The organism is Colwellia sp. MB3u-8 (assembly GCF_014076985.1).
In the GTDB taxonomy this organism is placed as follows: Bacteria; Pseudomonadota; Gammaproteobacteria; order Enterobacterales; family Alteromonadaceae; genus Cognaticolwellia.
Genome location: NZ_JACGVA010000065.1, coordinates 75,190 through 101,421, shown reverse-complemented (window position 1 = coordinate 101,421; position 26,232 = coordinate 75,190). Strand labels below are relative to the sequence as shown.

General features: G+C 35.9%; 19 protein-coding genes. 1 reads left to right on the top strand and 18 read right to left on the bottom strand.

The window, feature by feature from the left end; translation table 11 throughout:
• Positions 1-216 precede the first annotated feature (216 nt).
• The 8 genes from H4J54_RS11160 to H4J54_RS11125 form a co-directional block, all read right to left on the bottom strand.
• On the bottom strand, positions 217-1,947 hold the full coding sequence (locus H4J54_RS11160; RefSeq protein WP_182190948.1) for a hypothetical protein: 1,731 nt from the start codon (positions 1,945-1,947) through the stop codon (positions 217-219).
• Positions 1,940-2,317, bottom strand: coding sequence for a hypothetical protein (locus tag H4J54_RS11155; protein WP_182190947.1), 378 nt, complete (start codon positions 2,315-2,317; stop codon positions 1,940-1,942). The genes H4J54_RS11160 and H4J54_RS11155 overlap by 8 nt, the downstream gene beginning before the upstream one ends.
• Positions 2,314-4,524, bottom strand: a complete 2,211-nt coding sequence (locus H4J54_RS11150; RefSeq protein ID WP_310650767.1) for a reverse transcriptase family protein — start codon at positions 4,522-4,524, stop codon at positions 2,314-2,316. The genes H4J54_RS11155 and H4J54_RS11150 overlap by 4 nt, the downstream gene beginning before the upstream one ends.
• A 510-nt stretch (positions 4,525-5,034) precedes the next feature.
• Positions 5,035-5,769 carry a hypothetical protein gene (locus H4J54_RS11145; RefSeq protein ID WP_182190945.1) on the bottom strand — a complete coding sequence of 245 codons (735 nt, stop codon included), beginning with the start codon at positions 5,767-5,769 and terminating at the stop codon, positions 5,035-5,037.
• 4 nt (positions 5,770-5,773) lie between these two features.
• On the bottom strand, positions 5,774-7,687 hold the full coding sequence (locus H4J54_RS11140) for a DUF7017 domain-containing protein (protein ID WP_182190944.1): 1,914 nt from the start codon (positions 7,685-7,687) through the stop codon (positions 5,774-5,776).
• Positions 7,687-10,590, bottom strand: a complete 2,904-nt coding sequence (locus H4J54_RS11135; protein ID WP_182190943.1) for an ATP-dependent RecD-like DNA helicase — start codon at positions 10,588-10,590, stop codon at positions 7,687-7,689. The genes H4J54_RS11140 and H4J54_RS11135 overlap by 1 nt, the downstream gene beginning before the upstream one ends.
• A 177-nt stretch (positions 10,591-10,767) precedes the next feature.
• On the bottom strand, positions 10,768-12,420 hold the full coding sequence (locus tag H4J54_RS11130) for a hypothetical protein (RefSeq protein WP_182190942.1): 1,653 nt from the start codon (positions 12,418-12,420) through the stop codon (positions 10,768-10,770).
• A 73-nt stretch (positions 12,421-12,493) separates the two neighbouring features.
• Positions 12,494-13,231 (bottom strand): leucine-rich repeat domain-containing protein, encoded by a 738-nt coding sequence (locus tag H4J54_RS11125; RefSeq protein WP_182190941.1) that lies wholly within the window; start codon positions 13,229-13,231, stop codon positions 12,494-12,496.
• A gap of 162 nt (positions 13,232-13,393) precedes the next feature.
• Here H4J54_RS11125 and H4J54_RS19465 point away from each other — a divergent pair, with 162 nt between their 5' ends.
• Positions 13,394-14,818 carry a hypothetical protein gene (locus H4J54_RS19465; protein WP_259367091.1) on the top strand — a complete coding sequence of 475 codons (1,425 nt, stop codon included), beginning with the start codon at positions 13,394-13,396 and terminating at the stop codon, positions 14,816-14,818.
• Positions 14,819-14,874: 56 nt separating this feature from the next.
• Here H4J54_RS19465 and H4J54_RS11115 read toward each other — a convergent pair whose 3' ends face one another.
• From H4J54_RS11115 to H4J54_RS11075, 10 genes are all read right to left on the bottom strand, one after another.
• A complete protein-coding gene (locus H4J54_RS11115) occupies positions 14,875-16,407 on the bottom strand; it encodes a reverse transcriptase domain-containing protein (protein ID WP_182190940.1) in 1,533 nt (510 codons plus the stop codon).
• Positions 16,408-18,006: 1,599 nt separating this feature from the next.
• Positions 18,007-18,339: a hypothetical protein gene (locus H4J54_RS19220; protein WP_220464271.1), complete on the bottom strand. Its 333-nt coding sequence runs from the start codon at positions 18,337-18,339 to the stop codon at positions 18,007-18,009.
• Positions 18,340-19,045: 706 nt separating this feature from the next.
• A complete protein-coding gene (locus tag H4J54_RS11105) occupies positions 19,046-19,267 on the bottom strand; it encodes a hypothetical protein (RefSeq protein ID WP_182190939.1) in 222 nt (73 codons plus the stop codon).
• 385 nt (positions 19,268-19,652) lie between these two features.
• Positions 19,653-20,051 carry a hypothetical protein gene (locus H4J54_RS11100; RefSeq protein ID WP_182190938.1) on the bottom strand — a complete coding sequence of 133 codons (399 nt, stop codon included), beginning with the start codon at positions 20,049-20,051 and terminating at the stop codon, positions 19,653-19,655.
• A 61-nt stretch (positions 20,052-20,112) separates the two neighbouring features.
• A complete protein-coding gene (locus H4J54_RS11095) occupies positions 20,113-21,699 on the bottom strand; it encodes a site-specific integrase (protein ID WP_182190937.1) in 1,587 nt (528 codons plus the stop codon).
• 338 nt (positions 21,700-22,037) lie between these two features.
• Positions 22,038-23,294, bottom strand: coding sequence for a Y-family DNA polymerase (locus H4J54_RS11090; RefSeq protein ID WP_182190936.1), 1,257 nt, complete (start codon positions 23,292-23,294; stop codon positions 22,038-22,040).
• The gene (locus H4J54_RS11085; RefSeq protein ID WP_182190935.1) at positions 23,282-23,695 is read right to left on the bottom strand and encodes a LexA family transcriptional regulator; all 414 of its coding nucleotides are present in this window, start codon (positions 23,693-23,695) and stop codon (positions 23,282-23,284) included. The genes H4J54_RS11090 and H4J54_RS11085 overlap by 13 nt, the downstream gene beginning before the upstream one ends.
• Before the next feature lie 223 nt (positions 23,696-23,918).
• Positions 23,919-24,086, bottom strand: a complete 168-nt coding sequence (locus H4J54_RS11080; RefSeq protein ID WP_182190934.1) for a hypothetical protein — start codon at positions 24,084-24,086, stop codon at positions 23,919-23,921.
• Positions 24,087-24,672: 586 nt separating this feature from the next.
• The gene (locus H4J54_RS19460; RefSeq protein WP_259367092.1) at positions 24,673-24,804 is read right to left on the bottom strand and encodes a hypothetical protein; all 132 of its coding nucleotides are present in this window, start codon (positions 24,802-24,804) and stop codon (positions 24,673-24,675) included.
• 385 nt (positions 24,805-25,189) lie between these two features.
• Complete coding sequence (locus tag H4J54_RS11075; protein ID WP_182190933.1) at positions 25,190-26,155, bottom strand: hypothetical protein; 966 nt, start codon at positions 26,153-26,155, stop codon at positions 25,190-25,192.
• Positions 26,156-26,232: the final 77 nt, after the last annotated feature.

Sequence of the window (26,232 nt, the reverse complement as noted above, 5' to 3'; positions counted from 1 at the left end):
ATTACAGCTTAAGACACTCGCCAATTAAAGAAAAAAATGATCCCTATCATCATCCTCATTATTCTTTTGAGAAGTTATCTGACCAACTAAATTCAGTTACCCTAGTCAATCAACCATTCCTAAATATTTAGCCTTTGAGTCAGCCTATTATTGCACTCTCACCTTTAAGAGTTAATCATAGGTAGTTACACGGATTTTATTGCAGAATCAATTTTTCTATTTGCTGATCTCATTTAGCTTAGTCATTAGAAACCAGATTAAAAACAAACCTAATTCAATATCCTCAATTTTGGAATGAGTTATTTTTCCATCGCTACTACCATGTATAACAGGTAAATTATTGCGAACACTTTTGCAAGTTTCATAGCTACCAAGGAGTCCTTTTCCTCCGACTCTATTAACTTCATCAAAATATTGTAAAGTATCGTTAATAACTCTTTTATCTGTTTTTTCTTTAACCGCACTGACTTTTTTGGTTGGGTGTAACGTTAATGTCCTAGAGTTCGAAGCCCATAAATAAGGTTCGATTTCATTAAATATCTCCATGATTCCTAAAAACAATGAATCAATTACTCTACTTTCATCTTGTTTTTGCCAAATCATCCATGAAACTCTATTGAATAGATCATTCACATAATAACTGATCACTCTTTCTAGAGGAGATGATTTAAACTTTTTCTTAACGGATTCTGCTTCAACAAGCTTTGCCAATACGAATATATTTCTAAACTTTATTTTAGAAATTGCTTGGTCAAGCTTATCTAGAAGTTGCTCATATATATCAAAAGCAGTAATTATTGCATTATGATTTACCGCTTCATGTATATCCTCAGATTTTCTCCAATATCCCGTAGCCCCTTTTTCAATCGCTTTTTCAAGGTTCCATATCTTATTCGATGCTGAAGCTATAATTACTGGTAAGCCTGGCCAAGTATCTAGCAATTGATTTAATGCGTTAAAACCGGATAAATCGGAACCTTTATAACTTTCAAAAGTTAAGTCACTTTCACTTAATCTAAGATCCACTAGTGCTAAATCTGGTTTAGCAAATATCCCATTTCTAGCTGAATTAATCGTCAAAGTTAGGTCATCTAGAGATCTATTGCAACTTAGCTCTATATTAAGTCCTTCAAGAAGGTTTGACATCAAATTATTCCAGCCGTTCTCAGCTTGGTCATCAACAAACCAAAGTGTAATTTTAGAGTTCCATCTAAAATCACAGTGTGCAAAATCGGCATTAATTGCTTCGTTTTCCAATAGGTGTTTAAAGCCTATAGTCGAAATATTTGTATTTCTTAGTACATTGTTAATCTTTTGTTTTAATAAGTTTTTAGCATTCGAACTGCTATTCATTCTTGGATTTACTTCTGCCCTATAACTTTTATTATGCTCTTCAGTCCATTTATCCAATACTTGCCACATCATTAAAGCATTATTAGTGTCGTATAAAAAATCCAAAGCTGAATGCAAAACAATTGGGGAAGAAGCATCAAACAAACCAATCTGATTATCGACCTTTTGAAGTTTCAAAAGATCATGTACTAAAGACAAAAGTACTGCGCCTAAGATATTTTTAATTTGATGAGGATCGTCTTTACTTTTTACTTCAATATTTGTTGGCTGGAATATTATTTCAGATTCTGAAATAATAGTTTCAAGAGTTAACTTAGAAGTTAAGCTTTCAACTTCTTGTTCATCAAGTTTAATTATGAAAGTAATAAGGTTATCTTTGATGTTTAATATTTTATTACAATGATTCGAAAAATATTCTAATTTACTTATTATCAGTTGCTGTTGAATTTCTTCTAATCTACTAATATCAATAGTTATTCCCTCGGTGGATTGTACCTGTTTACATAACCGAGTTAAATTGAACACATTAAAGTGATTAGACTTATCGAATAAAAACTTACAATGTTTTTGAGTAAGAATAAGAGAGCTAGTCATTATTATTCTCTCTGTTTTTATTTTTACAAATTTCAATAAATTCTAGGAGTACTTTTTCAAAGTAGTTACAATCAACAGTATAAATATTTGGCGAAAAAGGGTTTTGAAGAAGGTTCGGTGGACTACTAACAGAACCGGAATAAGACAATAAGGGCCAATTATTTTGTTTAGCAAAATGCTCTACTACCTTATAACCGTCCATGCCTGAGTGGCAAATCACGCCATCAGTATTTAATGATTCAATTACATCAATCTCGACTGAACCACAAAACTCTATATATTCACTAAGGCCCAATGCTTTTATTATTGATTTATATTCATCATTACGTTCAGGTCTTCTATGATCGTCAATATAAGTTACTTTAATCATTTACTTTGATATTCCTTTAGTACAAAAAACAGACTCTCTTTATTGTCTTTCGACATTTCTTCAATTCTTTCAAATTTATGCCTTGTTAAATTAATTTTTGCATTATCTACGTCTTTAAAGTTTCCCTGAACATATATATCCCCAACAGGAAGAAACTGTTCAATGGCATTGGTCAAGTCTCTACCAAGTAAATTTTTTTGTATAAAGCCACTTGAAGAATTCTCAGGCAAATTAAGGTTTTTTCCAAAGGGATTATCATGCCCAACTTTAAATATTTCCAATGTTACTGGCTCCCCTGTAACAGGGTTAGCATCTTTAAATTTTATTTTGAAAGGCTTTTGTTTAGAATCTAGGTTAACCTTACTAGCGCTCTCTTTTATGCTCTGTAAAACTTTAGTTAACGCTTTTTTCCAAGCACCAATTTCAGTAATTAGTCTAGGAGCCATCCCACTGGTATTAATATCTACAAGTTTAGTTGTGTCGGAATCATTAATAGAAGGCAGCACTATTCTAGAGTAAAAGGTATCATTATTGTGTTCATACAACCTAGTTGCATTTTTTAAATCTCTAATAGCCTGAATCGCACTTTTCGTTAAATCTGTTTCTATCTCTAAATCCAGTTTCACATCTTTTCCTTCTGCTCCAATAAGACCAACAAATTCTTTATGAACTTGTAATACTTTAGTTCTTACATTGCTTGAAAGATACCTCAATTTAGGTGCTACAACCTTTACTAATTCAAGTAATATCTCCTCTACCTTATGGCCTTTACCATCATCTGATTTGTGAAATAAATCTGCTAGTTTTCTAGTGTTCAACTCTTCAAATAATTCATTTTGAAGTTTAGGGTCAACCCACCCATTTTCAGCGAGTGTTCTAATATCATGAATTTTAAAAGACTGTTTGAACCTACTCCGCAATAATAGGTGTCTTTGAAAAGTCTCAGGAGACTCTTTATAGAAGTCTAAATATTCTTGATTATCTTTGCCTAGCTTGTTCACTTTGGTGATTAAATCACTTTCTGCCACTAACAAAGCGATATTTTTTAACGTGTACCTTGGATCGAAGTGTATCAAAGATTGTAGATGAGGATATTTATTAGCGAGCCTTAATATTATGTGTTTTACAGGCCAGTTGAGTTTATCTGCAATTCGATAATAGGCTGCTAACATCTCTTCAAACTTTTTAATTCGCCTTTCTTGTTTAGGTGAGATGTAACTGTTCTTAGATAAGCTATAAGGATCACTTATTGCTGTAGTCACTACTTGACCGTACCATAAAATTCGCCCCAATATATGTAGGGCGTATGTTTTGACCTGATACTTACCAGTGGTTTTTATTAGCCTTTTTTTACCATCTTCTTTTGACGCTGACTTGACAAACCGAATGGGAGTTTCGCCTTTAATAAACCCAACAGGAACTAAACTATCAAAACTTCTGAGTGAGCCAAGCTTCCAAAATGCTTTTATTCCTTGGCTAGTAGTTTTATATTTAAATTCCAAATTGTATAAGGTTGCACGTAAGGCATCTACATGCCGTTTATGCAAATTTAATCCGTCATTTACAACAATTCCTGTCACCATTTGTCTTTGGTTAGAAAACATTATTTTTGTTTTTTCTTCGTTTACTTCAAAACCATTCCTTACAACATGTTTTCTAATTTCATTTACCAATGCAGACGGTTTGACCCTGTTAATATTGTTAGTTGAAAATGTAATGTCATCTGCATAACGGGTATAAATACAATCCAATTTCTTGGCTAACTGACCCAGTTGCTTGTCGATCTTATTGCAAATTAAATTTGAAATAAGTGGAGAGCTTGGAGCACCTTGAGGAAGTCCTCTATTAGCATCTACCCCTTTAGGAAGACAGACTAATGAAGCTAAAATAGAAGCCTGCTTATTACTAAAAAAATAAGGTTGCTGTTTGAACATCCCCAACACTCTTGGAAATGAAATCGTTGGAAAGAAATCTTTTAAATCTATACTTATGACAACTTTCTTATTTGTATGTGCTAAAGCGTTAGATATCACTCCTTTCGGTCTTACGATATCATCTAAAGTATCCAAATTATTAGAAATGAAAGCATGAGCAAATTTAGATGTTGGATACTTTTCTTCTAGCTCTTCTTTTATCGAGGTCTGTATAGACTTAAGTTTACTATCAACTGAAACCAAATCTCTTTTTGAGCCATTTTTTTTCGATATCTGAAATTTAAAGTAATGCTTTGGAGTAATAGGCCAAAGGTTTTTCTGTTTTAAGTCATCCAGTTCTAGATATTGAAAAGAGGTTTTTATGAGTTTATACCTTTTAATACTATCCCTTTTATTTGTAGCTATTAAAATAAGAGGTTCCTCCTAAATAGATTGCGCTTTCAGATCACTCATCGCGCTTGCGCGATACTAAACTTAGAGCCTTCAGCGTCCGTTCAAGTCCTTACTAGTTCAGAGTAACTTTTTACATAACGCTACGTGTAACACGTAACAAGTCAATTGAAAGCTAACTAGAGCAGCAAAATTAATCACTGAGATAGCAAGACTTACAACGACTTAACTAATCTGAAAGCGCAACAAAATAATATCAAACTAATATTGAGTATTATACTTATTTGTTAACTTTCTAATATTTTACAACTATGAATATAAAGAGGGGGTACAAACACCAAACAAAAAAATAGTGTTGTTTGACCAAGCTTAGCCCCCAAAGTTCGAATAACTTTACCAATCGTTGTAACCTTCATATCCAACAGCATATTCTGCCGTATTATTTTTAAAACTATATTGGCTGATTAATATGTCGCGTGCTCGCCTTTTTGATTTTGTGTTTTTAACTAATGCATCACCTAATATTTTTACTTTTCTTTGATTCTTTGTAAGGTGTAAATACCTTAATGAATTAGAGGATTCTACCTCTTTAAAGGTATAATTCTTCTTTGCCGTTGTTTTATATTTAGTTGATACTTTTAAACCAATATTTCTCCATGCTTTTTCTGAATGCCCATTAGAATAGCTTTCATAATCAAAGTTATTTTCTTGGCTTGGTTCAACTTTACGTGTAGATATTTTTGTTGCTGTTGGCTCAACACTAACAGTTTTGATTGGATTTTTAGCATCATCATCCTTCTTACATATATTATCATAGGTCGTTCTTCCCCAATATGTAACAGCAATACCTACCAAAATAAATAGAACCCAGCTTATAAATGAGTTAGTTACTAAGCTCACCCATGTAAAATAGAACATCCATAATAACACCAAAAATAATTCCAAAAATAATTGCATGTGAAGATAACCTTTTGCCGTTAAAATATTTAACTGTAGCTGAGTTTTGAGGCTGAGTTTTGAGGCTAAATATATACATACCCTATCTAATATAATCAATTCATAGTGAGTTTTACGTTTCGCAGGTAACAAGTTTAATACACCGTTCGAAAGCTGTTCTTGTATGATCATTTGTTTACCCCTCAATAGTTAACGCTTTCCATCCCCAGGTTGAACGTTTTTTATTGAAATTTATAACTGCATGGCCTGAAACACTTCCGCCGTCTTCAATGCTAAATCCTTCAATTAATGGTCTATCTATAAAAATATCATTTCCTGTAAATCCTAAACCATTTGACACCCTTACGGTCTCACTAAAGGGTTTGAAAATTGAGCTACTAGGCAGTTGACTTGTCTCTTTGCAATCAATAGCTCTTGTCCGAATTCCATTCTTACTATTAGATTGACTTACTCTAATTAAAACGGCATCACCAACCTTGAATAGCTTAGGTAATTCCTTAAATGGAATGACCGTTTCAAGACCTCGCTTAATCACGACATGAACTAGGCTTTTAGGTTTATTTACGTGATCAACAATACCTATTTGCTCAGGAAATATATCCCAATCAATCCCCCCTTCTCTTTTAGAAAATTGAAGCGCATTAAATCGATCATTAGCATCAAATTCGCCTTTCATTTGAATTGGAGCGCCATTTTGAATCGACTTAAAATTAAACTTATTATCAGGAATAATAACTTCCACGGGAGCTTGTTCTCCAGCCTTTAACAAATAAAGCTTTCGCCTCTTTTTACCTGGTTTATCCGGTAAACTAAAGCTTTCGCCTAAACAGCCTTCCAGCCAAGGTAAACTGTCGAACAATAGTATTTCTGCTTCTTTACCATAATTAATATAAAGTGACTTATTCGATTGAGCTGCACTACTTTGATTAAACCATTCTTGGTTACGAAGTGTTTCTGCTGCTGCAGGTATTGCCCAACTTTCACGAGTTCTAGCTTCTATTACTTTTTCAACTTCATATTTAGCTTCAGAAAACATTGACATCGAAACTAACAACTCTGCTAGCTTCAAACGCAACTTTGCAATAAAACCTTCTTTAGGATTAGAAGATAAAGCACGGCAATAACAACTTAAGGCTTTGTTTCTGTCGATAAACAATTGAATATCACCAAGTAGCTCCCAAGCCCAGTAATCTCCAGATTTTTGTTTAGCAACTTCAACAGCAAGCGCAAAACTTTTTTGATGTTCACCAATACAGCTTAAAGCTCTTGCCTTGTATAAATTTAACCATATAGTTTCATCAGCTACAGAAAGCACTCTATCAATTAAAGGAATGAATGCTTTTAATAAATTGGTTTCATTTTGCTCTACCGCTTGTTTAGTCGCATGCTGAACTATTTTTTGAGCTAAGCAAGGGAAACGCTTACCCGATTCACTATCAACATATGGCTGAAAGTCATCATCACGTAAATTTTCTATCCCCCAAATTTTTATAAAACCAACAAGATTAAAATTACTTTCTGCAATTAACTTATCCGCAACGCCAAGTATAAGAGAGTGTAAAAGTGATGGCCGTTCACATTGTAATTGTAAATATTCATTCAATAATTTTTTTACAGCAAACACATTCGTACTTTCAGACTTCATTAGGGGTTTTATTAGTCGGTATAGCTCCCAACCGATATTTGTTTTAATATCTTGGTTTTGTGGTTGCTGCTGTAAAACTTCTCTATAAATATTAACCGCAACTTGATGATTACCAGCCTTACTTGCTTGTTTAGCATTTTGTATTTGTTCATTAGCAGGATTTGATAACTTAGCAACAAATTCTATTTGTTTTGATAAAATATCATTCACAGATGAAAAGTTAATTTCTTGCAATTTCTGTAAATAGTTATTTGTTGCCGCTACATTATTGTTTCCAGACTCTCTTTTACATAAATCAATTAAGCACCAAGCCAGCGCTTGTAAGTTCCACTGGTCGTTGGGTTGTTGATTTACCAGGTTGGTTGCCATTTGATAAGCATCATCTAACGCACCTGTCTTACGCATAGCATACACTTGTTTGCTTGAAATATTATTATCACTCATTAACCTAATGCCTCAGCAATAATATTTTCAATCTCACCAATAAACTCATTACAGTTAGATAATGCCTTTTTTGCTTCATACTTAGTAAATTGACTTTTTCCATTGTAAAAAACATCAAAAACAGCACTCTTTGATTCTTTTTTAAAGCAATACCTTTGTGCGTAATCTCTCGATCTAACTTCAGAAATAACTACAAACGACTTATCAAATATATCAACCATTCTCTGATGGAAATCAGCTAAAAATGGTTGTGGTAATTCAATAATGCAATCAATTTCATTCTTACTAAAGGTATTTAAAATCCTACCTTTTAACGGTAAAACTCTATCTGTAATTAAACGACTCAGCTCCGAATCATCACTTGCCTGAATTGAGGTAACCTTATATTTACCGTTATAGCCAATTCTAACTGTAGAGAAGTCATCTTCTTGTTGAAATAAGTAAGCCTCTTGGTATTGATTATGAGTAATTTCAACTACTTCAATTGATAACCCTATTAAGCTACTTTTAATTTCAGACAACAAAGCTAATAAGGGGGTATTGTTTTCAGGAATACCAAAAGACAGAGCACTAGGTGGCTCTGTAACGAGTGCGGGAATTAATACATCTGGTGTCGAACTTATTGATGACTCACTTACTTGTTCTGTAACCGGTTGAGGTATTGAATTTAATTTTGTGGATGAAGCATCAATCGCATTGTGATTTGTAAAATCCATACTAGCTACCTTCTTCATTCCACCGCCCAACTTAATATGCGGCTCATCTATCACATATAATGTTGATGAGGTTCGCGTTATCGCCGTATATAACCATCTAAAATAGTCTTGGGTCAGTGTTTTGTAATGTGAACTACACTTTAAAAATACATTCTCCCATTCACTGCCCTGTGCCTTATGACAAGTAATGGCATAGCCGAACTTCACTTTAAAAGCATTAAAGTAAGGGTCACCAAGCAGTGCCATTTTAAATTCACTTTTCTTATCTTTGGTTGTTAAGCCTGGGTGGCGGTTAACAAAATCAACATACAAAGCCTTGTACTCATCTGAGCTTAAACCAGGTTCATCGTTATAAAGTAAATTTTCAATAATTTTACAAACAAAAAAACTAACCTCTCCATTTTCGTTTCTGAAACCTAGCTCAACATTTCTAAAACAAAGCTCAACTTTTATAGTAACTGTTTCACCATGTTTGCCTTTTTTCCGAAGAATAACGTTTCTTATTTCAGGCTCAGAGTGAACTTGGTTAACCATACCAAACTCGCCGTTAGTGATCACTTTTTCATGAACATAATGGTTAGCAACAGAAATAATCTTATCTCCTGGCACAACCTCTTTTTGCTCAGGAAAAAAATGCTCCCTAACAACACGGTTATATTGGCTAACTTGGCTGTTAGATGATGCAATAAGAATAGAGTCTTTTGTATTAGCAATACGCCCCTGACATACCTTTAAAAACTCACTTATTAAATCGTTTGAGTTGAGCGACAGCACATCAGTATCGTTTGTTTTAAAATCTAGCTGGTTGAAAGTCTTATTTAAAAGCGCCTCTCTCAATACTTTGGCATTAGGCATAATACCACTCTCAGCTTTTTGTCTAACAACTTCTGTAAGCTCATAACTGTCTGAGTTAAACTGATACTTATTTTTTAAATAATCCCGATTAAGTGCTGGAGAATTATTCATACCAACAGGAGGTAACTGAGCATTATCACCAATAAAGATAATTTTTTTAGTATGGTCATTATGATCTAAATTTATATAGTTCAGTAAGTCTGTAAGCAAATAACCTGATCCAAAGCGAAAGAATTCAGCATCAGAGTAGATATCCGAAACCATTGATGACTCATCAACAATATATACCGTTTCTGAGCAATGTTGATTCACTTTTATTTCAGCATAGAAGCGAAATGTTTCAGAGCCATCAAGGCCTTCAACCTTATACTCTTTTATATTATCAAGGTTATAAATAACACGATGAATGGTTGAGGCTTCTTGGCCTGCTTTATCACTGATAACTTTAGCTGCTTTTCCAGTTGGTGCCATTAATACAAATTGGCGGCCAATTGCATCTAGGTATTGCGTTAACCCTTGAGTGATAAACGTTTTACCAGTACCTGCATAGCCATTTAATATAAATACAGAGTTTTTTCTTTCATTGAGAAAAACATCAAGTTCTTTAACTAACTCTGACTGCCCAGATGTAAGAGAGTGTTCTTTAAAACTATCAAAAATATTTACTTTTGCGCGAGTCATATCCATTTGTAAGTCAAAGCTTGTTGCCGCTTGGCTACTGGCTACTTTAAATTCATTAACTTGATGGAAATTGTTTGTTTCGGTGATTTTGCTTTGCGCTTCTATTAAGTCTTGCCTAACTAACAATAACTCCGCTTCAGCATTTGCTAGAGCTTTAGATTCCTGAGTGATTTTTTCATTAAGTTGCTGGTTTTCTTTCTCTAACGCCAGCTCGCCTTCAATATTATTGGGATTTTCTGGTTCAATAAACTCAGGGATATCAAGGTAAGAGGTATTTATAGTTTGAATTAACCACCTAACCACCAAGTAAGCTTCTTTAAGCAGCCAAAGCGCTTGCTCAACAGTATGTTTAGTGCTGTTATGAGCTGCTTTATTTCCGTGCATTCGAAGAGCGTGCAGTTTTGCAACAATGTTAGCATCAACAGCCTCTTTAAAGCCGCGATGATTTATCTTGGTATATAGATCTGACTGAGGCTCTATTTCAATTGAGAGTGCTGCGAAAATGTTTCCAACAAACAACTCTGTAAAGCATCTTAGTTTTACTAACGCGGCCTGTGGGTCTGAAAACGCATATCCTTCAGCAGCAGAGCCTAGCTCTGCTAACCTTTTAAAATCACTGTAAACGTGAAGAAAATCAAAGTTTGAATTCATTACGCTAATTCCTTTTAAATTATATTTTATTATTATCTGTTGTCTTAACTAATTTGTTGACCATTACAACTCAAGTACTTGCCCTCAAAAGACCTCGAAATACTAAATGTACTTTGTGGTGATTTTGAAGCACCACACCGTTTTTTATTAGACAATTTGTCGTTTAAGGTCATATAGCTACAATTCTACATTTGAGGAAACTTTTGGGAGTACTTTCAAAATTTCAATGATTACTTTTTTATCAATGTTTTTAATAAGTCTTGCTAAAGACTCGCTTTCATTACTTTCAAAAACATATTCTATAGCTGTATTTCCGCTTAAGCCTTGCCATTCCCAGTCCCCATTATACTTATCAGCATAACGCTCAATCAAACTATCTGACCAAGGTAAGGCTATATTCCTACCTAAACTGCTCCAGTCCCACTTATCAACATAACGGACAATCAAACTCTCTGACCAAGGTAAGGATGTATTTCTGCTTAAACTTTCCCAGTCCCACTTATCAGCATAACGTTCAATCAAACTCTCTGACCAAGGTAAGGATGTATTTCTGCTTAAACTTTCCCAGTCCCACTTATCAGCATAACGTTCAATCAAAGTCTCTGACCATGATAAAGCTGTATTTTCGCTCAACCCTTTCCAACCCCACTTAGCAGCATAACGCTCAATCAAACTTGCAGACCAAGGTAAAGCTGTATTTTCGCTTAACCCTTTCCAACCCCACTTAGCAGCATAACGCTCAATTAATAGCTCAGACCAAGGTAAGGATGTATTGCAGCTTAAGCTACACCAACCCCACTTATCAGCATAACGCTCAATAAAACCCTCTGACCAAGGTAAAGCTGTATTTCCACTTAAACCTTCCCAGTCCCACCTATCAGCATAACGCACAATAAACCCCTCTGAGCAAGGTAGAAGTGTATTGCTGAACAAGGAAATACATATGTGATTAAAATAATTACGCTCAAGGAAACTACCTAACCAAGGATAATCTCTCTCAAAGAAATCATCATCTAAGGAAGGTGAGTCACTCTCATAAATATATTCAAAAGGAGAAACGATCTGTTCAAGCAAACTTTCTGACCAATAAATGGCTTCATTAGTTAAAATATATCCACCAGCTGGTTCAACTCCACCATTCTCAAAATCTTCATAAGTCACAACACTAAACCAATGCCACTTACCAGCATATCGTAAAATAAAACTCTCTGACCAAGGTAAAGCTGTATTACTACTTAGCCACATCCAATGCCATTTTTCAGCATAACGTTCAACAAAACTCTCTGACCAGGGCAGAGCTGTATTAAGACTCAACCGACTCCAATCCCATTTATCTTTAAAACGTTCAATCAAACTTTCAGACCAAGGTAAGGATGTATTCTTACTTAACCACCTCCAATCCCACTTATCACTAAAACGCTCAATAAAACTCTCCGACCAAGGCAAGGATGTATTTGAACTCAACAAATCTGGAGTGAGTAGACAATCTGCATTTTCAATTCGCCACATCTCTGGAGGAATGTCCCCACACTCTCTATAACACTCTTCCTCTTCTGCTTTTCTTGTATCCTCATATCCAGGCCAATTATTCCAACCTAACTGTTCGGTATAATTTTCAATGACATCTCCTTCCAAGGGGTAATACTTAGAAATCAACGCAACCATAATTTCAGGATGATTTAGCGCAAGGTTTATCCATCTAGTTTCTTGTGTTGAAAGAACGAGAGATTGACTATTCGCTAATATTTTTCTGGTAATACCAAGTAAATTTTTAGTTTTGGCTAGCGTTACTTCACTTGAACGTTTGATTGCTATTTCTTTTTTTATCATCTTTTACTTCCTACTATGTAAGTCTTAATCTATCTCACATTCCATGGACATTGAGCCTCGCCATTTGCTCTTTTTAAGGGAAAGTTCTTTCCATATACGAATCATGATGAACATCCATCACCTCAACCCCTTGCTCTGTTAACCAAACCTCTTGCTCTATGGACAACGTACATGAAGGATCAATTCGTAGTTGTTCCAAATTTGTCAAGTTTAATATTTCTTTAGGGAGCCCTGTAAAGGTGATGATCTGAAGTATTTGTAAATTAGCTAACTGCCCAATTTCTTTTGGAAGTTCTGTGAGGTTGTCATCGTAAAGGGAAAGTACTTGTAAATTAGTTAACTGCCCAATTTCTTTAGGAAGCTCTGTAAGATTATTATCCCGAAGGACAAGGATTTCTAAATTAGTTAACTGTCCAATTTCTTTTGGAAGCCCTGTGAGATTGTTCTTCCCAACGCGAAGATCCTGTAAATTAGTTAATTGCCCAATTTCTTTAGGAAGTTCTGTAAGATTGTTATCGCCAAGGAAAAGGCCTTCTAAATTAGTTAATTGCCCAATTTCTTTCGGAAGTTCTGTAAGATTATTATCGCCAAGGAAAAGGCGTTTTAAATTAGTTAACCCCGATTTATCTCGTGGCAACTTATTTTCGTCAATATCATTTTCATCAGCCCAAGCCCATATGCGTTCCATCCAACTGTCATCAACAACAGTAATATTATTTCGTGGTGTTAAAATTTTACGCGTTACATCAAGTAAGTTTTTAGTTTTCTTCAGCGAGAGTTCACTTGATTTTTTTACGATGAGTTTATTCATAATATCCTTATTTTGAACCAATGGTCTTGAGGGGAGCTTATACAATATTATTAGCTAAATATTTTATGGTGAACAGTGCTTTATACTTTGCAATTTGAATAGTAAACTACAAAAATAATAGGCGCGATATCACTCATAACTATACAATATTAAAGGACTAAGATGCAACAAATTCTCAAACGTTTAGAGTTGATTCAAACAAGCATATTCCTCGAAGACGAAGAAATTATAGCGCTACAGATATCTAAAATAAAAGCACTTAATCCCGATGATGATGTGTGTGATATTCTAAATAAATTAATTCAGCATAACTATGCAAGCACAATAACCGCAATTGAAAGCTATTTAGCTAAACAAACAGGGCTTGTGTCATTCATAGATAAGGAAGTTCAAGGGTTAAAGCTTGAGCTTAAGGTGCTAGAAAGAACACTTCAGTCCCTTACAGGTAAAAAGAATGAATGTATAAACGTTATTGAAGACTTTAATTATGTATACAACGTTGAGTTAGGTGAAATAATTAAGCGGGTGTTAGAGCTGACGAAAGATATATCATTTCGAAAAACTTTAGAAAAACAAGAAAGATTTAATTCCTTAAACCAAGAGTATGCTGCATTAAAACAGAGTACTGAAGATGCTAGAGAGCAGCTGGAAAAATCTAAAGAAGCATTAAATGAATTAGATGAGTTTAGTGATGAATATGATGAAGTGTACCAGAGATATCAGGAGCTTAAGGGTACTTTAGGTGCAGTCGAAGATCATTTGAATGAAAAAAGAAAGGTAGTAAAGGAGGCTAAAAATACACTTGACGATGACCCTTTCACGCAAGAGTTTAAAGAAGCAAAGAAAGACTCAGAGCAGTTCAATGAAGAGTATGCTGAAATTATTGCAGAAGAACACTATGACCTAGACGAAGATCAAGAGAAAGAGCTTAAAAAAGCCTATAGAAAAGCATCCTGGCTGTGTCACCCAGACATTGTAGCGGAAGAACTTAAAGAGCAAGCACATGAAATAATGGCGGAGTTAAGCAGTGCTAACCAGAAAAATGACCTAAATAAGGTATTAGAAATCCTTAGCATGCTTAAGTCTGGTGAGTTCGTCATTGCTAGTGACAATATTTTTGATACAGATTTACTAAAAACGAAGATATTAAAAACTAAAGCTAAAATTGACCAATTAAAAATTGAAATAGATGAATTAGATACAAGTGATACCTATAAAAACATTCAATCTATTGATGATAAATACGAATATTTTTCTGAAATTAAAGTGCAGTTAGTCGAAGAGTCTGATCGTTTAGAAAAAGAGCTAAATCAACTTAAAGGTGTTGATATAGAAGATGCGGTTAGTGCTAGTGACACTAACGTCATAAGAGATAGTATGCTCAAATTTCATTGTCCCCTCAAATGGGATTCACTCGAGTTAACGAATGATGATGATGTAAGATACTGTGGCGAATGTAGTCGAACAGTTCACTATTGCCATACCACATCCGATCTTCATAATGCACGCTCGGAAGACAAGTGCGTTGCAGTAACAATTGTACCTGAGCTACCAGATAATGAAGAATACGACGAAATGGGTTTTTGATGAAAAGATCAAGACCTGTTAACGTGTATCCTGCATCTACCTTGAATTAATAAAAATTAGTAAAAATCTATATCTTTCATTAGTTCAGCAATATCTTTCTTAGTAAGAGATTCTCCCTTATGCCCTAATAAATATTCGAGTGTTTGAGCATTGCTGGATTCAGAAGTAGTTTCTTCAGATAAACCGTCTTCACTATATGAGCTTTTATTTTTACTAATAGTAGCTTTTACAATAACATCTACTGAAGGTATTTTTAAATCGCTTTCTTTTATAAATGCACCGTCTTCATCAGTAAATGTAGAGCCTTCATCAGTAAATACAGATTCTTCATCCGTAAATGTAGATTCCTCATCAGTAAATGGAGATTTTTCATCAATAAAGGCAAGGTCTTTATCTTTCCCGTTATTTTTCGTCATAAATTCAGGTATATACGAAGTGTCTTTTTGAAAATTGATTTCATGATAACTACGCGCAAATGTTTTTATTTTTTCTTTATTATATGGGGCGGAAAATCGCTTAAAGCCTCTTTTAACATGGCAATCTAATTTAAATAATAATGTTTTATCATTTATATCAGAAAAATAGTTTAACCAGCCATAATGTTTGCCATCAACAACACAACCTGAAATTTTTAAATTTAACTTTCTGTAAAGCTTTTTGATATCCTTTTTTTCTGCATACTTATGGTGTTTTAAGAAAACACGGTTTATTCCTTCATATATTTTATGTATTGAAGACGGCCTAACCGTAATTTTTTCGCCTTTAAAATAGTAACCTAAAAACTGCACACCATTTTTAAGTAAACCAGAAGAAGATTTTTCGCTACCGTCAAAAAACTCATGTACTTTCAGGTCTAATTTATTAATGTTATTAACAATTTTATGTTGTATTTCCTTAGCATCAACTTGGTTACAAAGCACTAAAACATCATCAACAAAGCGATAATATTTATAACCATTTTCGCTTTGTTGAGTTAAATCGACACCATGAAGATATACTTCTGAAAGAACAGTTGATATTGATAACCCTTGCGGAACACCACAAGGGTTTGAATAATGTATTCGTTCATTTGAGGGTAATGCAATATTTACCGTAGTTTGTGTAATTGCTTGTTCAATTAACGACAATATTATCCCATCAGAAATACGTGTTTTTAAAAACAACATTAAATTTTTATGATTAATACTCGGGTAGAACTCTTTAACATCAATTTTTAAAAAAGCATCATATTTTTTAGATAATATTGTTTCTTTAACTTTATTAATTTTTGTTTTAATGGGAGGGACGTCAAAAACTTCAGGGAATGCTCGCATGATTTCTTCTTGCAATATTTTTAATACAAGTTGATCTCGCTTTGTAGCAATAGATATTTGTCGTGGTAAAGAAAGTGCCGACTTTAAAATTAACTTTTCTTTATATAATGAAAAATCATAAGTGTTATTCGCTATTTTACGCTGAATAATATCAAACTCTCTTCTGGCATTTTTTTTAAAAAGCTCTCCGCTTACACCATCAATTCCAATTGAACCATTATTGTTTAAAAAGCGTTCACAAACCGCCATAAGCCTATCATCATTAAACAAATCCATTTTATATTATGTAATTCCTGAGTAAATCTAAAAAAGGGAGGGGTTCTTAATTCATGTCAGTCATTGCCTAATATAAAATTAAACATAACTAAACTTTCGTTTAGTAAAACTTTAAAAAATAAAACTTATTTACTTATACTTATATCTCTTACGAGATCTATCAGTTAAACAATATGTTATTTAACCAATAAAGAACCCCAAATTTCTGTTGTTAACGTATTTAAAAATCGCTGAAAAAATTAATTGTCTATATTATCTTCTATTGCCCTATAGATATGAATAATCAGCTAAAATATCACTATGACAAGAGGCGAATTTGTAATTACATTCTAACCTTTTCGCTACTAATTAGTATACTTTATTTATCAATATCCCCAAGCTTAAAACCCGTATGTGTTGAGATTGCAAATAAACTGGAGACAATGTTTTTTTCAACATGAAAATACGTTACTCAAAAGGAACAAATCATAAAGGCTTTCAGGCAGCATGAGGCAGGTGACAAGACTGATGACATTTGCTGTGAAATGGGCGTATTTCTTGAGTCTTTTACAACTCGCGGAGCAAATATGCAGATTTGGGAGTAAACGGTGCTAAACGCATAAAAGAGCTTGAAGCTGAAAGAACAAACTCAAGAAGTAGTTTGTGGAAAAGATGCTCGAAGTCGAAGGTATGTATGATGTGTTAGCAAAAAAGTAGTAAAGACTTCTGATAGAAAGCTAATTGCTTGCCATTTCATTGAGCTTTGAAGGAAAGTTTAGAAATGAGTATTTAAATCAATGTTGATTTAGGACGAAGGAAGAAGCGGGATATGTAACAGACTTATATGTAGTAATGTGGTTACTCAATTTTTAGTGTGCTTTGTCAGCTTGTATTTGAGCTAAATTCTTTTCAGCCCATATCGATTTCCCATCAAGTAAAGTTCTAATGATTCGTCCACAGCACTTTTTACCTTGACGAGTTCGTTCTACGTTATAGTAATCCGCCCATCGTTTTTGGTGTCATTGCTTTTGTTTTCGTCTGGTCAGTATCATGATGCCAATTGCTCAAAATCGCTATTTTTTTAAAAATAAAGTTGCCGCTTAAATTGTTTTCATCCTGCCTATAAGTAAGCTCTTCAATTCGGACTGTTTACGTTGGCGAGGTTTTACTTCGCTTCAGTTTTATAGCTTCTAATTCTTAAAGGCCTTTTGTGCAGTTCTAGTTCTATCTCATTGAGGGCGAAAGCGCCATAGCTTATACTTGCTAATGTCAGCTATCCTTGCAGATAGCAGACTTAAGATTGAGGTTAGCTCATATAAGAAAAAATTAGTAGTGTGAATTCACCCATCAATGTCCCCTTTTGGCTAAAAGCCGAAGTATTAATTTAGTCACTTGAAGCTTCAGTTTAGTGAACAAAATTATCTTAATCTCTTAGTGGCAAACCTAATGTTATTCAGTGGTCATCGTAAATGTCATTCGATGGCAGTGTGGGATGATAATGACTGGCAGTTCTGATGTAATTAGGTGGCAAAACTGATGTAATTACCCAGTTATATTAATTTACAAAAATAACAGGAAAATTGATTAAAAACACCTGTATTATACTTATTGCTCAACAACTTAATAACTTTGCTCGCCCCAAATTTCATTACTGCTATCCATCATAATTTTTTTGACGGAAGGAGCAAACTTACTCATGAAAACGTCGGCATCTCGCATTTGATCTCTATTAACACTGCTACCCCAAGTTCCGCCACCATGTAAGGTTTGATTACGTAAGGTATATAAACGAGAGAATATTACTAATAGAACTACTGAAGTGTTTTTATGACCAAGCGCTTTATGGGTAAAGGCATTGGCAGATTTAAAATCATCTTGCCATTGGGTTTCGGTTTTCTTTTGATTTTGATAATCCCAAAACGGTTGGAAAACAAATTTGTTGCTTAGTAACACTCGAATGCTACTAGTAGATTCTTTCCAAACCAGATCTGACAGGCAGTTATCTACGTCTAAACTACATAGGCAATCTATAAAGTTGCGAAAGGTTTCTTGCTCTTTAAAATGGTGATGATCGTCAATTTTGTTAGCATAAGTCGCATTAAAAGCTATTCATAGAAAAATAAATTGCGCGTCTTGATCACCTTCAGCTTTCTCTGCACGGTTTAACCAACTTAAAACACGATGTATTCTAAGGCTAAGATTTAATGAGTAGCTGTCACGCTATTGCCGCTGATGGTTTTCATCTGCCATTTCACTTACTTGTAAATACTATTAACAAAATATCAAGATACTATAGCGATAATACTGTGCCATTTAAATATATGTTTAATAATATATTTTCACTTAAAAACAGGTAGGTTTTCGATAATGTTATGAGTTTTTAGTTGGATCAAACTTCAAAAAACTTTGTTGTAATATTATTTAAACATGAGAAAAAGGATAAAAATATGCAAGATTTAATATTATGGTCAACTCCTGTACTTCTATTGCTTATCGGCATTTACCTAAGTAACAAAAAGCGATAAAACATCTAATAGAACAATCACTTCTGAGCCAAGATGAGTTATAAGCTGTTGATCTTTTTGGATATTTGATTTTAGTTACTTTAAAGCAAAAAAGGCACCGCTAAACGGTGCCTAGAAATATAAACATTCAAAAGTTACTTCTTTGAATCCTTAGTCTTTTTTTTAGCCTCTACTTTTACTCGCGCTACATAAAATAGTGCTAATATCCCGAGCAGAAAAAAATACAATGCTGAATTAAATAGATCTTCACTGCTTTCGCAGTAAGAAAAAAAGCCAAAAACCACAGCGCATAACATCCCCACTTTGCCCAAAAATTCAATTTTTCTTAATGTTTTGTTATGGTTATCATTTTTCATCTATTTTGTTCCTCTGTTGTGTTGTTAGTCACAAATAACTAGAAACGTGGTAGAGATAATATGGAAAAATGAGAGCCGAAGCTCTCATTTTTGCTGCTTTAACGCTACCATATTAATATTTCGTCGCAATGACTCAATATCATTCTGATAACCATTTCCAAGAATGATCGAAACGACAAGCTCTGTTAGACTGACTAACATTGCTCAGTAGTGTTGCGGAGCTTGGACAACCGCGGAAAGTTGCTGAATTATTTGTCAGCGGCAAATTGTTTCAACGCTAAACTACAGCAGCATTAATAAATAGGAAGTGCATAGGGAAGTTTTTCCAATTTGGCTAATTTCATCATAAAAAAAGGGAACCGAAGTTCCCTTAGTAGTTTTACGTTTAATTTTCGCAAAGTGCTAATAGCGCATCATAATTTTCGATAGAGAAAAATATTTCTTTGGGTACACCGCAGAAGTTAAAAAAGTCATTATCTTCAACATTGTCTTTGATAAAACCTCTGATTTCATCAAAAAAATAGCCAAATACTAATGCCCTTTCATCAGGGTAGAAATATTTTTTAGACATAAATTCTGGAAGCTCTTGCTGCAATAAATTTGTTATTGCAAAACAAGTGGTTCTGCTGCATTCATCCCTATACTCATAAATAGCCTGTGTACTTTCCTCATCAAAATACCAACAAACCCTTAAGCAATCTTTATCCCTTGTTGGGGTCTTTGATTTTCTTAACAGCTTGTAGCGCCAATTAATATTTTCTTGTTTAGTCGATTTATTTTTCAAGATATTTCCTCAGTTTAGTTGACCTCAGATATACCTAGAAACACGCTTGGGAAATTTTTACTTAATCCTGCGAAATAACCCCACGCTTTCCCATAAATTCTGGCAAAGCGCCAGCTTGTCTATCCGCATCTAGAGTTTGTACAGCTAATAGTTTTGAGTTATCCATCAGGTGAGCGTATCGTTTTGTGGTTTCGATTTGACGGTGATTTAATAGATGGCTGACCAAATATATATTACCCGTGCGCATCATTACCCTAGATGCAAAATCATGGCGAAGATCATAAAACCTGAAGTTATGTATCTCAGCGTTTTTGATGATACTTCTCCACGCTGTTTTTATTGTGGTCAATTGTTGTGATGGTAACTGTGGTGACGGAAACAGCCATGCATCTACTTTATTTTCAATTAACCTTGAGCATTTTTTATGAATATAGTGCTTACGCCACTCGGTTAAGGTGGTGTAAGCTAAGTCATTTAGAGGTATAAAGTTAGCGAGCGATCTTTTATCAATAGATTTTCGGATTCTAAAAAATCGAGATTCAAAATCTACATCTGTCCATTTTGAGTTCATTAATGTTCCAGGGCGAATTCCCGTTTCTTTAAATAAAATGATAAATGGTGTGACATGATCTGCAAATGCACATTCATTAAGCTGAGGCGGCGCTATTAAGTTTCTTTCTTGGCGGTGTAAAATAGTACTTTTCCGTAATGTTAACTTACGCTCATTACGTTGATTCATTGTACGATAAAGTCTTAATTCTTCTTCTTGAGATAAATAACGAATAATTTCATTGTCCATTTTAAACTTGGGTAACGTATATAGGTCATGGTCGTTTATTACGCCTTGCTCTTTAGCTAACTGCACACATGACCTAATGGTGCAAATAGCTTCTTTTAAGGTTGATGGTTTGAGCACCCAGCGACTTTCAGCAGCATTAATTTGTCTTTGTGTTAACTTTCTTTCCTTAGTTTTTAACCATTTCTTTAAAACTTCAGCATTTATATCTTTAATTGATAAATTCAATAGTTTGGGGAAGTTCCGCATTACAACTTTGACTTTTTTAGCGGCAGTTTTAGGATTTTCTTCTAATTTTTTATCTAAGAATTCGCCCTGTAAAAATGTATTTAACGTTATGAGAGAATCTTCAACTGCACTCGCCTCAACTTCAGTACCGCCAGTAATATGATTCTCAAAAACTTTGATCCCTAGCTCGTTAGACGCTTTAATTTTTTTAACAGCCGCCAACATATTTGTAAAAGATTCTGGTGAGAAAGTGCCTAATTTGTTTGTGATCATTTTGCTATTTTTACCATCACGTGAACGATAATAAACACTGCCGTGATCGTCATCGTTTAGAACTTTGATGTTTTTTCCCGACTTTTTAAACCTATTTTTATACAGTCGAATGGAGAGGCCAGATACATGAAGTTGATTTAAAGTTAAATATGGCAGCCCTCCCTGCCACCACGTTTCAATAATGTGCTTTAAATCATCTTCGTTGATGTTTGAATTTTTTCTGATTTGGTTTTGTACGCTTGAAAGTGAGGCTTCTTTCAAACGAGATGGATTAAACAATATTGCTCCGAACAGCTTTAAAATTTCAGAGTATTTTTTCTTTTTAACAGTTAGTGATATACTTTTTGACATGATTATTTTCCCGTAGGTTTAAAGTAACCTCATCGCACATATATCGCACTGGAAAATGCAAAAAGATGCAAAACAGTCCAAAAGCATCAATTTAACGAATAACGCTAAGCTCTTGTTTTTATAATGATTTTATGGGAATTGTTTATGAGTTAAAAATCAGCCCCTGAGTCTGGGGGACGTGAGGTCGCAAGTTCGAATCTTGCTACTCCGACCACATTTAGAGCAAAAAAGCCCTGTTTTTACAGGGCTTTTTTGTAACTGTTATATCTTAATTCGCTGCAATACCCAGTTGATTAATGATCTACTCATTTTTTATAGCTTATTGACCAAAATAAACCTTAACAGCTAATTTTAGGTATATCTCGCCACTTACTCGTAAAGCTTGGCGAAAGAAATTCTCGTCGCATAGGCCACTTATCCATTTTACCTTGTACGGCTAATTGTAAAGTATCATTACCGTAACGATTATTTATCCCGTCATAACAGCGCATCAGCTCTGGGTCCTCTTCATTTAGCGAAAACAGATCACCTTGTTGAAATTGAGTATTTTCAAGCTCAATGGCGCCCACCCCACAACGATAAAAATTAACACCGCCGGCATAAACACGATCAAAAACGACTGAGATAGCGTTAGCAATGCTTAGGGTGTTATCTGTTGCCACTAAAAATTCATAGCTTATCGATTTGTGGTAATAATTATCATCATGAGGTGAGCTAGCAGCGGATATAATCAGACGTTTTACGCGCGAATTCTGTTGCCTTAGTTTACGGCCTACAATGGCGCCATGACTCACTAAAGCCGCTTTTAATTGATGTTGTTCATTTATCCGTTGACCAAAGCTTCTAGTGGAAAATATTTCTTTTTTTGCCTGCTTAACTTCATCCCAGTTTAAACAAACTATACCGTTTAACTCGTTAACTGTTCGTTCAACCATAACGCTAAATTGGCTGCGCATAGTTTTAGGTGATTGGTTGGCTAAATCCCAGGCGGAATTTATTCCCAACACATTTAGACGCTTGCCTAATCGACTACCAATGCCCCACACGTCAGTCACCGCCATTTTTGATAATATGTCTTTACGTGACGTAACATCATCTGCAACTGCCACACCGTTATAGCCCGCCAACTTTTTAGCCGCGTGGTTTGCGGCTTTCGCTAATGTCGGCGTTGAGCCAAAGCCAACACCCACCGGCAAACGCGTTTCCTGCCAAACCGCACGTCGTATTTCATGGCCATATTTATGCCAATCATTAATAATTTGGTTATAGTTTTTAAATTGTAGAAAAGACTCGTCAATCGAATAAACATATTGGTTATCGCAAAAACGGCCAATAACATTCATCATCTTGTCACTGAGATCCGCATATAGCTCATAGTTAGACGAGCGAACAACCACATGGTGTTTGGCTAAAAAATGTTTAATTTGAAAGTAGGGTTTAAATTTTGGTATACCTAAACGCCGACCAATGGGACACACAGCACATATACAGCCATCGTTGTTTGTTAGTACGACCACAGGCCGATTTCTGATTGAGGGGTCAAACACCTTCTCACAAGACGCGTAGAAAGATACGGCATCCACTAACGCATACATGCGCTTAACTCCTTTAGCTGTCGATGTAAACGAATTGAACGGGTAACTACTCCCTCTATTTGAAATTCATCTTCAGGTGTAATACTGACCGCTTGATGCTTGAACGATGCGGATAATAGCCTAGCGTTTTTTTTATCAATAAGTTTACAAGTAAAACAGCCATTGTAATTCGCCACAATAACATCACCGTCTTTTACTTCCTCGCTGCGATCGACTAGCAATAAATCACCATCAAAAATGCCAACCTCTTGCATCGACTGCCCTTGCGCCAAACCAATAAAGGTGGCATCGGGGTGTGCTATCAAGAGTTGATCTAACGATAAGCCGAGTTCTTTATATTCAGCTGCAGGTGATTCAAAGCCGGATATACCCGCCTCAATAAAAATGGGAATAACTTTCATAAAATACAACCTATACTGTACATTTAAACAGTATAGGTTAAGGCGTAAAATTGAGGAAGCTTTTTGTTATCTTCCATAAACCTAAACCAACTCAAATAACTCTCAATCTAGTCCTTGAAGTGGCTTAACCGTTTAGGTGTGCATTAGAGTGAGCCATGCTTCTCCGATGTACCTGTATGTCCGATGAGACGAGTCTTATTTCGAGCCCTACCTCTGCCATGCATCAAGAATATTCAATCTTGCAGTTGACCTCGATGGACTTTATCGATTTGCCGGGCTCAATATTGGCATCGATAATAATCGGATGAGCACCCGGTGAAACACCCGGACGAAACTGTTGTGTTGTCGTCAAGGGCTCGCATGAACAGGCTAATCGCCGTGGGGAGGTCATTGGACTTTTTTGCCGTTTCTGCCGCATCGATAACACTGGCTAGGGATTCACCCGCCGCTACTTTATCTTCTTGGCGCTGCGCAGGGGGGTATATATAAGCCGGCGGCTCAATATAGCTATGCGCGTCGTACGTCGGCGGTGTCATACCGTTAAGGAACATAAACACTGGACTGTCGGATTCGGGACTGACATCAATAGCCACCTGATCTCGGCGCTGCTCGACCCCAATGATTTTTTTAAAACGTCGGACAGATGCGCGACGAAGCACCCTTGCTCACCAGTAACAACCGCCTCGCCACCATGCTCGTATTGATGGATCACGAATGAGCTCAGATCAAAGGGGATGCTCTGTATCAGCACCGATTCAGCAATAATAATCGTGGTATTCGGACGCTAGGCGTGGCGCACGCCAAGCTCGTAGAACACATTCGCGTTTAAGGTCGAGAGATCTGCAATAACGATATCCGCCTCGTAGATCCAGCGGTACATGAACGAATCTATACTGCCGGTGAGATTGGAGTCTATCGCCCGAAAACAGTTTACATCGACCTGGTCACAGGCCGGACGAATCAGCTGCTGGTAGGTCTTATCCAGATTCAGTACCCGCCCGGTGAATAATCGCTCTTATTGCCAAAACCGGTAACAACAAAGCAGGTAAGCTGCCTGCTGGCTTTCTCGAGTTGTGTGCTGCCGCTGATTTACGTTTGTTACTAGACATCCTTATCTCTTGTCAGTTTTAATGGGTGAGTTTTAAAAATAATGGTTTTTTGTTAGCCGCATATGTCAGGATAATTTCTGCACATTTGTCTGGATTGGCTTCCTAAAATATCTGAGGTTAAGATTTCTACCCCAGATCACTTATCGATCGAGTCTGCCTTCTTTAATTGTGCTTCGGAACGACTACTATCCGGATTGCCGCCATTAGTATTTGAATCTCGAATATATACTAAGTGCCAGAAAATGCCGTTCCTGCAAGCGATACCTGCCATTGTATTAAAGGCACAATTTACTGGCAATCATAAATCAAAGACCTGACCATTTCCCTGTGACCCGAGGGTCGCTAAAATCCCAGAGTCTGAGCACAGCCTCAATGGTACCGCTGGTCACTCAAGACTGTGTGCTTCATAACCCATGTTGACGACTTTTAGTCGCTCATTGCCGCGGAGATGCGTCGCGTTTCCCTTGTCACCCGACAGATCGTACATATGCATCATGTACTCTATCCCCGCTTCGCCCACGCCCATGTAGGCCAGGATTCCACCGGTGACATAATCTGCAGCCATCTCGTTGGCGAACTGCCAGCTGGCGTCAGAAGAGAGGTTGAGCTTCCCTTCTGATATCGCATCACGCAAATTCTTGAGCATTTTTTTAACGCGAACGTTCAGCACCTGAATATCCTTGTTTTCCGTGTTCTTCTCGATAAAACTCCGAAGATCAGCGGGAAGCAGCATGTGAGCAACCTCGTGCGCAAGGACTCCCATTCTCCTCTCGCGCCCCTGCTTAGTAAACGCGACGACTGATGCATTGATTGCTTCGGGGTTAGTTTTATCTACGCTTGATAGTCCTCCTGTTTTGCCCCATTCGCGGTGTTGTTTTATCTCTTCCGGAGTGACATCAACCAATACATTCATATAATTGGAATCGATGATAATTCCCTCGAATTCAGGGTTTTTCGTGAACACGGTCATCATCCCAGAAACCGGTTTCACCGCAAAGGCGTCTTTCATACCCGGTATGTCGTACACCTTTATTGGCGAGACCCCAAGTTTTTTGGTGATCTCCCGGACCATATCAGTATCCTTCCCTGTATCAAGACTCAGGGGATAGTATTTGTTGAGATCTTTTGGGTCACCGTGGAAACCGTTACAGGCACTTCTACTCTCGTTATTTGCTCGGCATGGGAGACTTCCTAAAGCGAGGCTAGTTCCGCCATCGCCGGTACAGGACGTACGAGCCTCGGTAATCGGATCTCCACATGGTTTATTGTCCGCACGAGATTCGGTGGCGGCAATTGTCAGGACAAGAACCATCAGAATAATCGAAGAGCGTAAACACTGTTTTTGTAACATCACTTAATCCTCATTTACTATTTACGTCTCTGGCTAGAAACAATTGATGCGATATCCGGCGAACCTCTCATATTAGG

Excerpts from the sequence above, each read along its gene's own strand:
- H4J54_RS11160 (WP_182190948.1), bottom strand. The coding sequence starts at position 1,947 with ATGACTAGCTCTCTTATTCTTACTCAAAAACATTGTAAGTTTTTATTC.
- H4J54_RS11155 (WP_182190947.1), bottom strand. The coding sequence starts at position 2,317 with ATGATTAAAGTAACTTATATTGACGATCATAGAAGACCTGAACGTAAT.
- H4J54_RS11145 (WP_182190945.1), bottom strand. The coding sequence starts at position 5,769 with ATGATCATACAAGAACAGCTTTCGAACGGTGTATTAAACTTGTTACCT.
- H4J54_RS11140 (WP_182190944.1), bottom strand. The coding sequence starts at position 7,687 with ATGAGTGATAATAATATTTCAAGCAAACAAGTGTATGCTATGCGTAAG.
- H4J54_RS11135 (WP_182190943.1), bottom strand. The coding sequence starts at position 10,590 with ATGAATTCAAACTTTGATTTTCTTCACGTTTACAGTGATTTTAAAAGG.
- H4J54_RS11130 (WP_182190942.1), bottom strand. The coding sequence starts at position 12,420 with ATGATAAAAAAAGAAATAGCAATCAAACGTTCAAGTGAAGTAACGCTA.
- H4J54_RS11125 (WP_182190941.1), bottom strand. The coding sequence starts at position 13,231 with ATGAATAAACTCATCGTAAAAAAATCAAGTGAACTCTCGCTGAAGAAA.
- H4J54_RS19465 (WP_259367091.1), top strand. The coding sequence starts at position 13,394 with ATGCAACAAATTCTCAAACGTTTAGAGTTGATTCAAACAAGCATATTC.
- H4J54_RS11115 (WP_182190940.1), bottom strand. The coding sequence starts at position 16,407 with ATGGATTTGTTTAATGATGATAGGCTTATGGCGGTTTGTGAACGCTTT.
- H4J54_RS11105 (WP_182190939.1), bottom strand. The coding sequence starts at position 19,267 with ATGAAAAATGATAACCATAACAAAACATTAAGAAAAATTGAATTTTTG.
- H4J54_RS11095 (WP_182190937.1), bottom strand. The coding sequence starts at position 21,699 with ATGTCAAAAAGTATATCACTAACTGTTAAAAAGAAAAAATACTCTGAA.
- H4J54_RS11090 (WP_182190936.1), bottom strand. The coding sequence starts at position 23,294 with ATGTATGCGTTAGTGGATGCCGTATCTTTCTACGCGTCTTGTGAGAAG.
- H4J54_RS11085 (WP_182190935.1), bottom strand. The coding sequence starts at position 23,695 with ATGAAAGTTATTCCCATTTTTATTGAGGCGGGTATATCCGGCTTTGAA.
- H4J54_RS11080 (WP_182190934.1), bottom strand. The coding sequence starts at position 24,086 with ATGACCTCCCCACGGCGATTAGCCTGTTCATGCGAGCCCTTGACGACA.
- H4J54_RS19460 (WP_259367092.1), bottom strand. The coding sequence starts at position 24,804 with ATGTCTAGTAACAAACGTAAATCAGCGGCAGCACACAACTCGAGAAAG.
- H4J54_RS11075 (WP_182190933.1), bottom strand. The coding sequence starts at position 26,155 with ATGTTACAAAAACAGTGTTTACGCTCTTCGATTATTCTGATGGTTCTT.